This window comes from Gemmatimonadota bacterium (assembly GCA_016720805.1).
Lineage (GTDB): Bacteria > Gemmatimonadota > Gemmatimonadetes > Gemmatimonadales > GWC2-71-9 > Palsa-1233.
In genome coordinates this window covers 624310-636383 of record JADKJZ010000014.1, presented here as the reverse complement: position 1 = coordinate 636383, position 12074 = coordinate 624310, and the positions used below count along the sequence as shown (strand labels likewise).

At 67.5% G+C, this 12074-nt stretch carries 7 protein-coding genes; 2 read left to right on the top strand and 5 right to left on the bottom strand.

All coding sequences use genetic code 11. The annotated features are described in order from the left end of the window. Positions 1-21: 21 nt before the first annotated feature. From IPP98_13115 to IPP98_13095, 5 genes are all read right to left on the bottom strand, one after another. On the bottom strand, positions 22-2586 hold the full coding sequence (locus IPP98_13115) for a response regulator (GenBank protein ID MBL0180041.1): 2565 nt from the start codon (positions 2584-2586) through the stop codon (positions 22-24). 168 nt (positions 2587-2754) lie between these two features. After that, the gene (locus tag IPP98_13110; protein ID MBL0180040.1) at positions 2755-4122 is read right to left on the bottom strand and encodes a M20/M25/M40 family metallo-hydrolase; all 1368 of its coding nucleotides are present in this window, start codon (positions 4120-4122) and stop codon (positions 2755-2757) included. 31 nt (positions 4123-4153) lie between these two features. After that, positions 4154-5290 carry an aminopeptidase gene (locus tag IPP98_13105; GenBank protein ID MBL0180039.1) on the bottom strand — a complete coding sequence of 379 codons (1137 nt, stop codon included), beginning with the start codon at positions 5288-5290 and terminating at the stop codon, positions 4154-4156. A gap of 20 nt (positions 5291-5310) precedes the next feature. Further along, positions 5311-6183 (bottom strand): hypothetical protein, encoded by an 873-nt coding sequence (locus IPP98_13100; GenBank protein ID MBL0180038.1) that lies wholly within the window; start codon positions 6181-6183, stop codon positions 5311-5313. Further along, positions 6180-7859, bottom strand: a complete 1680-nt coding sequence (locus IPP98_13095) for a hypothetical protein (GenBank protein ID MBL0180037.1) — start codon at positions 7857-7859, stop codon at positions 6180-6182. The genes IPP98_13100 and IPP98_13095 overlap by 4 nt, the downstream gene beginning before the upstream one ends. Before the next feature lie 52 nt (positions 7860-7911). On the opposite strand from IPP98_13095, the gene IPP98_13090 reads away from it, so the two are divergent. Both IPP98_13090 and dnaE read left to right on the top strand, forming a co-directional pair. Continuing rightward, positions 7912-8595 (top strand): bifunctional phosphoribosyl-AMP cyclohydrolase/phosphoribosyl-ATP diphosphatase HisIE, encoded by a 684-nt coding sequence (locus IPP98_13090; protein MBL0180036.1) that lies wholly within the window; start codon positions 7912-7914, stop codon positions 8593-8595. Beyond that, positions 8595-12074: a DNA polymerase III subunit alpha gene (dnaE, locus tag IPP98_13085; protein ID MBL0180035.1), complete on the top strand. Its 3480-nt coding sequence runs from the start codon at positions 8595-8597 to the stop codon at positions 12072-12074. Before IPP98_13090 ends, dnaE begins: the two co-directional genes overlap by 1 nt.

The window sequence follows — 12074 nt, the reverse complement described above, 5'->3', positions numbered from 1 at the left end:
GCCCACCCTCCCCGTTTCGCGTCACCCATCCAGGACCCGCCTGACTACCCCGGCGAGTCCCCGCATGGTGAAGGGCTTCTCGATGAACGGGATCGAGCCGTCCAGTACCCCGCGCTCCGCCACCACATCGCCAGCATACCCCGACATCAGCAGGGCACGCAGCGCTGGCCGGCCCACCCGGAGTCGGTCCAGCAGCTGGCGTCCGCCCATGCCCGGCATCACCACGTCGGTGAGCACCAGATCGAAGGCCTGAGCAGGATCGTCTGCCAGCGCGAGCGCCTCCGCCGAGCCAGCCGCCTCGACCACCTCGTAGCCCAGGCGGCGCAGGAGGCTCGCTGTCGCCAGCAGCACCGCGGCATCGTCCTCGACCAGCAAGATCCGCTCGGTACCCCGCGGAATGGCCGGCGTGTCGGGCGGTGTGTGCGGTGTCGCCGCGTCGTCCTCCGCCAGCTGCGGGAGATATACGCGGAAGGTCGATCCCACGCCGGATTCGCTGTACACCGTGATCGCGCCGCCCGCCCCCGTGACGATGCCATAGGCGGTCGCGAGGCCGAGTCCCGTGCCCTTCCCGATCTCCTTGGTCGTGAAGAACGGCTCGAAGAGGCGCGCGCGCACCTCGGGAACAATCCCGACGCCCGTGTCGCTGACGCTGATGATGACGTAGGCGCCCTCCTTCGTCAGGCCGTGCAGGGCAAGGCTCCCCTCGTCAATCTCGCCGCTTGCCGTCGAGAGCGTGATCGTCCCGCCATCCGGCATCGCGTCGCGGGCGTTCACGGCAAGGTTCAGGAGTACCTGCTCCAGCTGGCCGGGATCGATCCGGACGTGGCCGACGTCCGTTTGCGGCCGCACCTGCACGGTGACATCCTCGCCGATGATCCGGCGCACGAGCCGCTCAACCTCGCGTATGGCAACGCTGGGATCGAGCACCACCGGGTGCACGACCTGCTGGCGCGAGAAGGTCAGCAGCTGCCGCGTGAGCGACCGCGCCCGATCGGCGGCCCGCACGATCTCCTCCAGATCTGCGGTCGGATGCCCGGCCGCCTGGAGGTCACCCAGCAACATCTCGGAGCAGGCGACGATCACCGCAAGACTGTTGTTGAAGTCGTGGGCGACTCCGCCGGCGAGCCGGCCCACCGCCTCCATCTTCTGCGCCTGCCGCAACTGCCGCTCGAGTCCGGCGCGCTCGCTGATGTCGGTTGCCAGGACGAGCCGCGCCGAGCGCCCGTTGAATGGGACGCCGCGGGAGCTGACCTCGACCTCGAAATCCTTGCCGCTGCGGTCGCGATGCCGCCAGCCGGTTGTCGTCGTGATCTGGCCGGGGTCGTGGGTCACTGCGGCGCGGACCCTCGCCGCGTCCTCCGGCGCGCGAATGTCGAGGATGGTCATGCTGAGGAATTCCTCGCGACTCCAGCCATAGCGAGCGATGGCCGCATCGTTCACTGCGAGGAAGGCCAGCGTCTCGGTATCGAAGACCCACATCGGGTGCGGATTCGACTGGAAGAGGAGGCGCCATTGGTCTTCGGACGCGTGGCGCGCGGTCACCTCGGCCTCGACGCGCTCCGCCATCCCATTGAATGCGACACTCAGGCGACCGACCTCGTCGCCGCTCCGAACTGTCACCCGCGCCCGGCGGTCGCCTGCAGCCATCGCGTCCGTCGCCGCCGTCAGCTCCAGAAGGGGGGCGATCATCCGCCGACAGGCGAGCACCATCACTGCGGCGCCGATGATCAGCAGGATGCAGCTGCGGAGGATCCCTCGAGCCAGAAATTCGCGTGCCGGCGCCATCACTGTTGCGACGGGAAATTCGGTGACCACGGCCCACGGAACACCCGGCACGCGGGCTCCGACCGCCAACTGCGAACCCAGCCCCGGCCGATCATAGATTCGAGACTGGCGGAGCGATTCGACCGGCACTGGCGGACCGTTCACCGTGCCGGCCTGATCGGTCCAGCCACCGCCGGGTGAGCCGATGTAGATCCTCGCGGCGGAGCCCACGACCGTCGAGACGATCTGCCGAGCATTCAGGTCAGGGCGGATGGCGAGCCACTGCACGAGGTAACCGATCCGCGCCGCGCCCTCGGTCACGAGGGCGACGCTTGCGAAGGTCAGCGTGTCCCCGAGGGCCACGAGGCCACCGACCCCGGCCGAATCCCCTGGCAGCACAAACTGCCGAACGTCGGCGGGGGCGAGGATCCGGATCGCGCCGAGATCGACGCCGCTCGACCAGCGGACCGCGCCGCGCGCGTCAAGGATCTCGGCGCCCAGCACGCCCCGGTCCGGCAGCAGCAGCGTGTGGAGGGCCGTCTCCTCGATCTCGCCACCTGGCTGCAGGACGCGACGGACCAGCGAATCACGCGCGAGCGCCGCCACTTGCGCGGCATACCGCTGCACCTGGGACTCGAGCCGACTGGCGAACTGTTCGGTTACGACGGTGAGGCGTTCGCTCGCTGCGTGCTGGATCGCCCTCCGGACTTCGTAGGCGGAGGACGCGAATTTTGTCACGATGATCAGCGCCATGAGCGCGACCACGATCAGCGGCAGCTTCCATTGCAAGGAGAGTGAACGCGTCGCGTGGGGCTGCGACATGCCAGCCATCCGATTCCAGGGGGAAGCGGAGCATAGCCCAGATTGCCGAAGAGGGCAAAGCGAATATCAACACCGCGTGGTCACGGATGCGCCATGGGCGTCAGCAACTGAAACATCTCAGCCCGCTGACGCCCGATACTTCATTGGTGATGGATCGGTGGCGCTTTGCTAGTTCCCCTCCGCTCCCATCAACTCGAAGAATCTTCCGAAGACCGCGATCCCCTCCCACAACTGCTGCAGATCGACCTTCTCGTTGGGCGAATGGAGGCCGTCATCCGGAAGCCCGATCCCGGTGAGCAGCACCGGCGCGCCCCCGGCGGCAAGTTCCGGCACGATCGGAATGGAGCCGCCGGCGCGCACCGCGACGGTCGGCCGCCCGACGACTTCTTCGAAAGCGCGGTCGAGCGTCCGGAACGCCCCGTGCGAGACGTCCACCTGCACCGGGTCACCGCCGTGGTGAAGCCGCAGGCTCCATTCGGCGTAGTCCGGCGCGACCTTCGTGATCGCCTTCTGCAACTGCTGCTGCACCCACTCCACCGACAGCCCGGGCACCAGGCGCAAGGAGATCTTGGCCGTCGCCACGGCGGGGATCACCGTCTTCGCCCCCTCACCGACGAACCCGCCACGAATGCCGTGGATCTCGAACGTTGGCAGTGCCCACGTCCGCTCGAACACCGTGGCATCCTCGAGGCCGGTCAGCGCCTTCGCGGTCACTTCGTGCGCGAGGTACTCGGCCTCATCGAACGGCAGCGAGTTCCAGCCGCGACGCTCCGCCTTGGTTGGCGGAATCACCTGCTTGTACAGCTTGGGAATGTGGATCTTCCCTGAGGCCGACTTCAGGTCGGTGAGGATCCGGCACAACGTCTCGATCGCATTGGGCGCCACGCCGCCGTAGGAGCCGGAGTGCAAGTCGCGCTGCAGTGTGCGCACCTCCAGCTCGGCGTAGCAGAGGCCACGCAGCGCGGTGTAGACGGCCGGCCATCCCTTGGCGTAGTACGACATGTCGCACACCAGCACCGCATCGACCTTGGTTCGCTCCGGCTCGGCCTTGAGCAGATCGAACACCACGCGACCGCCGCACTCCTCCTCGCCCTCGAAGAGAAAGTGGATATTGAGCGGCGGGTTGCCATCGGCATCGCGGACCGCCTCGTACGCCTTCAGCAGGCAGAAGACCTGGCCCTTGTCGTCGATGGCGCCGCGCGCATACAGCCGACCGTCGCGAATAGACGGCACGAACGGCGGCGTGTGCCACTCGTCGAGCGGATCGGGAGGCTGGACGTCATAGTGGCCGTAGATCAGCAGCGTCGGTGCGCCCTCGACCCGGGGGCTCTCACCCCAGACCACCGGGTGGCCTTCGCCCTCGATGAGTTGGACGGTCGGACAGCCGAGGCGGAAGAGCTGGTCGACCAGCCACTGCGCGGCGCGGCGACAATCGGCGACATGCGCCGTCCCGGTACTGATGCTCGGAATGGCGAGAAATTCGGTGAGTTCGGCGAGCAGACGTGGCTCTTCGCGGCGGACAAAATCGTGATCCATCGGGACGACTCCAGCAGGGTGGTTCGTGAAGTTAGCGAGGCGCTGCCGACGGTGGCGGCAGCACGGTCGTCGAATCGGGGAGGAGGGGCGGTACGGGTGCCCTCGCCCCGCGCTGCGCCTGAATCAGCCGCTTGAGTCGCTGGAAGGCCTGATCCCCTTCGGCATCGCCGAGCAACCGCTCGAGGCCCAGGACGGCCCGCGTCAGGTCGCCGCCCTGGGACTCCAGCCAATCATCGAAGAGATGCAGGTCGGAGCGATAGAGCCGCGTGCCGAGGAGGGCCGCATTGTTGATCGGCCGCTCGGCAAGACGATTCACCGCGAAGGTCCGGAAAGATCCGCCGAACGGGCCGGCCATGGTATCGCGGGCCCACTGTGCCACGGCGGCGCGCCCACTGTCGTTGGCCTCGCGCGGCAGCTTCCTGGCGTACAGCGAATCGAGCTTGGCCAGCAGGACCGTGTAGTACTCTCCGAGGGCCTGCTCGTCGTGCCAGCGATCGGCAGCACGGATCGCCGAAAGAGTGTCGGCCCGCGACAGGAAGAAGCGTTGCGCCGCCGCGTAGCCGACCCATTGGGCAAAACTCTCATTGAAGGCGGTGTTTCCCTTCACCCACAACGAGTTGTGCGCGATCTCATGGAAGACCAGCGAGGCCAGCTCGACGGAATCGCGGCTCAACGCCGTGGAGAGGAGGGGATCGTTGAACCAGCCGAGCGTCGAGAAGGCGGCCGATGGACGCAGGTAGACATCGTACCCCTGATCCGCAAACTCCTTCGCTGCCTTGCGCGCGGCGGCAAAATCGAAGAAGCCCTTGTACGGCACCCGCCCCGCGACGGGATAGCGCCACGTCACCGGACAGAGGCAGTCCTTCGGCGACGCGGTCAGCACCAGCAACAGCGTGTCGCGACCGACATCGGCGTAGGTCGTGTAGGTCTCCTTGGCGTCCAACCCCAGCGCGCGAGCGTAATTGCGCACTTCCATGACCAGCCCGGCCATCTCGCGCAGCGAATCGGGGACCTGCGTGTTCTTCGCCAGCTCGCTGATCGGTACCCGCGACACCAGGATGCGCGTCTCCTCGATCCCGGCGCGACTGAGGTAGCGCACCTCGTCGGACGCGACGTAGGCCGTGCCGAAGCCGAAGAGCAGCACGGCCGCCGTGATGAGCAATCCCATTCTGAAGCGTCTCCTTCCCGTCATGGGGTCCACTGCGCGCCGACGAGATGCACGCTGCGGCCGATGGCGCTGCGCCGCTGGTAGGCATAGTCGAGTCTGGCGCGAGAGAGGACGAGCGATCCGCCGTAGGACGTCTTGCCCACGCCGCTGCCCGCCGGCTGGCCTCCGTTGCCAATCCGCCCGATCAGGCCGATGCCGCGGACGACGACTCCCGCTTCAAGGCCGATCACGGTGCGGCGCGGGGTCCCGGCCGTCCAGTCGCTCTCGATCGTCGCCAGCAGTCGGCCGTTCGAATAGGTGTCGATCAGATTCATCGAGAAACCGAGGTGCGTGCTCGCAGGCAGTTGCAGCCGCTCGCCGCTGAGCGCATAGCGGCCAAGGTTCTGGAAGGAGACGGCCAACGCCGCGATATCGAAGAAGGCAAGCGTCACTCCGGCATCCGACGTCAGCGTGCGGAAGATGGTTCCAGCGGAATCCTCGACGGACACGTATTTCGCGGAGGTGCCGAGGGCGATTCCTTTGACGCGGTAGACCGCCGCCGCCACCCAGGAGAGATTGTCGACCACGGGGCGGTCACCCTGGTAGCGCAGGTACCGCAGCCCACCACCAAGATTGAAGTCGCCGGCTCGCACCGCCGCCGCCCCGCTGGTGTAGGTCGACCGGTCCGGGAGCTTGGCGTAGGCGGCCTCGAGCGAGAGCACCTTGATCGGTCCGATGTTCGCCGGATTGTCGAACACGCCGGCCGCGTAGCCTGGCATGGCCACCCCGGCACCGGCGAGTCCCGCCACGCGCACGGAGGCCGCCAGATCGGGGAGCGCCGGGCGCGGTGGCAGCTGGGCCACCAGCAGCGTCGGCGCGAGCGCGAGCACGAGCTGCCCCACCGCGCGCCTCACCGGATGCGCACCACCGCGAAGCGCGGTTCGGCCGTGCTCGACGGGACGCCGTTGCCGTTGCTGCCGGTGAGCTGCACGGTCACACCGGCGGCCCCGGCAGCCAGGCGGTACCGCACATGGCGCCCGCTGCCGCCGCGCAGCGTCCCGGTGCGGCTGTAGCTCCCGGCCGTCGAGTCGGGCGTCAGCGGATACGGCTTGGCGTAGAGCGTCGGAAAATTGGCCTGATAGAGTGACCGGAAATTCCAGGTGCGATAGCGCAACCGCCCGACCTGCGCGAAGCCCGGAAGATTCTCGAGATAGTTGGTCAGTTGCCACTCACCAACCAGCGTCGGAAAGTCGACGCCGGCCACGGCGCTGACATTGGTCGCGCCGACACGCGTGGTCTGGACGAGCCCGCGCGTCACCTGCGTGCCGAGCAGCGTGTCGCTGCTGAAGTGGTCGGCCACCCAGCGAACGAAGAGCCAGGCCGCGCCGCGAAACGCCAACGGGCCGCTATTGTTGCCGGGGGTCACGAGGGCGGTGGCCTCCGGATTGGAGAGGTAGCTGTAGGCATTGTCGATGTCGCCCGAGGAGAACTGGGAAAAGCAGCTCGCCGAATTCGGGCAGCGTGCGTCGGGCACACCACGATAGCCGAGCTCTTCGGCGAAATGGGAGAGCCCCTCGTTCAGCCAGAGATCCTCCTGTCCGCCGCCGCGCACGAGCACCCGCTGGTTGAACGAGATCATGTGCTGCAGTTCGTGAATCAGCACCGGCGGCAAGGCGCGCAGCGCAATGCTGCGGGTGATGGCAGAACAGCTTGCCGTCGCCGCCTTCGGCGCGAAGGCGTAGAACACCTCGCGGCGATTGCTCCCGGCGAGGGAGGCGATCAGGTCGGCGCCGTAGAAGTAGCCGATGATCCGGCCGCTCGTGCAATCGGCCGTGAGATCGTTGACGGCCGCCGAGATCAGGATCGCCACGCGCTGGTCGCCATCGATGTCGGACTCGCGACCGAAGGCGGTGGTATCAATCGGAAAGAGATAATCGTCGAACAGCGTGCCAAGCTGGGTGATGTCCGACTCGGTCAGCGACTCCGCCGTGACCGGGTTCGCATCGTCGGTGTAGATGGCGCCCTGCCGACCAACGAACCGCACGGTTGCGCCGATCCGGTTGAACGCGGCACAGCTGCTGGTCCGGCAGACATAGAACGAATCGCGCTGCCCGACGATCGGGACCGCGGCCATCGGCGGCTTCCCTCCCCAGGCCTCCCCGAACCGGGTGGCTGGGTCGGCCGCGATCCGGGCCTCGGCCAGGCGCAGGTTCCGGTGGAAGGCCTCGGGGCTCTTGGCCGGGTCACCGAAGGCGGCTACCGGGGTGGGCAGACCATCCAGCAGCGAGCTCCCGCCGCCGGTGGCGCCTGAGGCCAGGGCGTAGCCGGTCGAGATGCCAGTGGTGGTTTCGGTGCCCGCTCCCGAGTAGGCCACTACGAGGTACTCGCGCGCTTGGTCGCCGCCGGGGAGGGAGAGGCAGTTGCTGGTACGCGCCGCATCGATCAGCAGCTGGGCACCAGGCTCGAGGACCACGGGCGTGGGGGTGGTGCAAGTGACCGTCACCGGGCCGGGGCCGGTACCGGACCCGCCGCACGCCGCCAGCGCGAGCAGGGCGAGCGTAGACGGCCACATCGTGCGGGAAGCGGGCATGCGCGGCTGGCTCCATGGGCGCAGGAAAACTGACCTAAGCGTAAGCAGGACAATGACTTTTGACAATCGGGCGGTGTCTGGATACGATTCCCGGGTGACAGACGCTCCGGCCCTCGATGCCGTCCGGTTTGATACCGCCGGCTTGGTGCCCGTGGTGGCGCAGGATGCCCTTTCCGGCAACCTCCTGATGCTCGCCTGGGCCGATCGCGCCGCCCTCGAGGCGACGCTGTCGACAGGTCATGCCCACTACTGGAGCCGCTCGCGCCAGGCGCTCTGGAAGAAGGGCGAACAATCCGGCCACACCCAGCAAGTCCTCGAGGTGCGGCTCGACTGCGATGCCGACGCCATCCTCTACCGCGTCACGCAGCAGGGTCCGGCCTGCCACACCAATCGCCCAACCTGCTTCTTCCGGCGGATCACGTCGGACGGGCAGCTTGCCGACGAAGACGATCAGGGGGGGCATCTGCTGACCCGCCTTGCCCGAATGATCGCCGATCGCCATGCCACCCGGCCACCGGAATCGTACACCGCCACGCTCTTCGAACGCGGGCTCCCCAAGATCGCCCAGAAGGTCGGCGAGGAAGGGGTCGAGACGGTCATTGCGGCATTGGCCGAAAGCGATGAGCGGCTCGCCAGCGAATCGGCCGACCTGCTCTTCCACCTCCTGGTCCTGCTCCAGGCGCGTGGCGTGCCCTTCGGGGCCGTGTTGGCCGAACTCAGCCAGCGGGTGCGCTGATGGCCTTCGTCCACCTCCATACCCACAGCGAATATTCGCTGCTCGACGGTGCCAATCGCATCCCCGAGCTGGTGAGCCACGTCAAGAAGTTGGGGATGGATTCGCTCGCCGTCACCGACCACGGCAACCTGCACGCGGCGTGGAGCTTCTACGACCAGGCGAAGAAGCAGGGGATCCGGCCGATTCTCGGCTTCGAGGCCTATCTCGCCTTCGGCCCGCGGCAGGCGCGGGAGAAGCCCTCGTGGGCCCCGGCGCAGTACTCGCACCTCGTCCTCCTCGCTCGCAATGCCGTCGGCTACAAGAACCTGATCAAGCTCTCCTCGATCGGCTACACCGAGGGCTTCTATCGGCGTCCGCGCATCGACAAGGAAATCCTTGCTTCGCACAGCGAGGGGATCGTCTGCCTTGCGGCATGCCTCTCGGGAGAAGTCGCGCTGTACTTGCGGCAGGGACGCTTCGACAAGGCCCGCGAGTCGGCGGTCTGGATGGCGGAGACCTTCGGCAAGGACGGCTTCTATCTCGAGATCCAGGATCACGGCATCCCGGAAGAGCTCGAGGTCGCCAAGGGGATGATCGCCCTCGGCAAGGAACTCGGCCTCCCGGTCGTGGCAACCAACGACGCCCACTATCTCACGCGGGACGATGCCGAGGCGCACGACGTCCTCCTGGCCATCGGCACCGGCGCCGACCTCGACGACCCCAAGCGTTTCCGCTTCACCGGCAGCGAGTCGTACGTCAAGAGCGAAGCCGAGATGCGGACGCTCTTCCCCGACCAGATCGATGCGATCGAGCGGACGCAGGACGTCGCGAACCTCTGCGAGTTCGACTTCGAGAAGCGCTACTTCGTGCCGAAGTATCCGCTCCCCGAGGGCGTCACCTCCGACGAGACGCTGCTCGCCACGCTCGCCACCACCGGCCTCGAAGCGCGCTATGCCAAGCCGCTGCCGGACGCGGTGCAGCAGCGGCTCGACTTCGAGCTCGGGGTGATCAACACGGCGGGCTACGCCGGCTATTTCCTGATCACGCAGGACTTCATCAACGCCGCGCGGGCGCGGGGCATTCCCGTCGGTCCCGGCCGCGGCTCGGCGGCGGGCTCGATCGTCGCGTATGGCCTTGGCATCACCAACGTCGACCCGCTCCGCTTCGACCTGCTGTTCGAGCGCTTCCTCAATCCGGAACGCGTCTCGATGCCCGACATCGACGTCGACTTCTGCTTCGAGCGGCGCGGCGAGGTGATCGAGTACGTGCGCGAGCGCTACGGTCGTGATTCGGTGGGCCAGATCATCACCTTCGGGACGATGAAGGCGCGGGCCGCGGTCAAGGACGTGGCGCGCACGCTCAAGGTGCCGCCGGGTGAGGCCGACAAGCTCACCAAGCTGATCCCCTCGGGGCCGGCCTTCTCGATGACGGTGGCGGAAGCGGGCGAGAAGATCGACGAACTGAAGGCGATGCTGAAGGAGAACGAGGCGTACCGCCGCGTCTTCACCTACGCCTCGCGGATCGAGGGGCTCTCGCGCCACGCCTCGGTGCACGCCGCCGGCGTGGTGATCGCCCCGGGGCCGCTCGCCGACTATGTGCCGGTCTGCACGGCGCCGACCAAGGGCGCCGGGGCCGCCGCCAACGGCGAAGACTCGATCATCTGCCAGTACGAGATGGGCGCGCTCGAGAAGGTCGGGATGCTCAAGATGGACATCCTCGGCCTCAAGACGCTGACGGTGATCCACGACGCCGTGCAGATGATCGTGGCGAAGACCGGCACGCCGCTCGACATCGACGCGCTGCCGTACGACGACCCCGAGGTCTACGCGCTGTTGCGCCGCGGTCGCACGGCGGGCGTCTTCCAGTTCGAATCGGCATTGGCGACGGACACGCTCCGCAGCATGAAGTGCGACCGCTTCGACGACCTGGTCGCCTCGAACGCCTTGCTGCGCCCGGGTCCGCTCGACGCCGGCATGCACACCGTCTTCATCAAGCGGAAGCTGGGCCACGAACCGGTCACCTATCCGCATCCCTCGCTGGTCGAGGTGCTGGAGCCGACCTACGGCGTCATCACCTATCAGGAACAGGTGATGCGGATCGCCAACGTGATCGCGGGATTCACGCTGGCTGAAGCCGACGTCCTCCGGAAGGCGGTCGGCAAGAAGGACGCGGAGCTGATCAAGAAGGAGCTGGGGAAGTTCATCACGCGCGGCACGGCGCTCGGCCACGAGCGCGGCCTGCTCGACGAACTCGCGGCGCAGATCGAGACCTTCGGTCGGTACGGCTTCAACAAGTCGCACTCGGTGGCGTACTCGGTCCTCTCCTACCAGACCGCGTGGCTCAAGACGCACCATCCGGCTGAATTCATGGCCGCGCTGCTCTCGAGTGAAATCGGCAGCACCGACAAGGTCGTCCAGTACATCAACGAGGCTCGCGAGCTCGGCATCGAGGTGTTGCCGCCGGACGTGCATGAGTCCGGCTTCAAGTTCACCGTCATCGGCGACCGTCGCATTCGCTTCGGCCTCGGCGCCGTGCGCAACGTCGGTGCCGGCGCCATCGAGTCGATCATCGCCGCGCGCGAGAATGGCCCCTTCAAGTCGCTCGCGGATTTTGCCCGCCGGATCGACGCACGCCTCTGCAACAAGCGGGTCTTCGAATCGTTGATCGCCGCCGGGGCCTGCGACTCGCTCGGGGGACATCGCGCCCAACTCGTCGCTGCGGTGGACCAGGCGATCGGCGAAGCGCAGCTGCTCGCCCAGGAATTCGAGGCAGGACAGGAATCGCTCTTCGGCGAAGTCGTCAAGACCACCCCGGTCGAGCCGACCCTCCCCGACGTGGCGCCGTGGACGGAGGCGGACCGCCTCGCGAAGGAGAAGGAGATTCTCGGCTTCTTCATCTCCGGACATCCGCTCGAGCGCTACCGTCCGTTGGTGGAGCTGTTCGGGACGCGAACCACGGCCACGATGGGCACCTGGAGCGAGCACCAGGTCGCGGTCGCGGGCGTGCTCACGGCGGTCAAGCGACAGATCTCCAAGAAGACCGGAAAGGAGTACGCCCGGGTGACGGTCGAGGACTTCCACGGCACCGCGGAGGCGATCGTTTTCCCCGAGGCCTGGGCCAAGCTCAACCAGGTGATCCGGGTCGACGAGGCGATGCTGCTCAGCGGCGGCTACTCGGCCCGGGACCGGGGCGAGGATCAGGTCCCCTTCATCGTGGAGGGTGCCCGGCCGCTGGCGGAACTCGAGAGCGCCGGCCTGCTCGGGATCGCGATCCAATGGGCCGCCCCCGATGCCCCGGCCCCCGAGACGATCCGGACCCTGGCCCGCCTCTGTATGGCCCACCCTGGGCCGGCGCCGCTCTATATTCAATGGTCCGACGGGAATGGCACGGCCGCGCGCCTCCGCTCCCGACGCCTGCGGGTGGAACCGCGCGAGGAGACTCTGCGCGACCTGCGGGACCTCTTTGGCGGCGACGCCGTTTCCTTCATCCGCGCGGGGTAA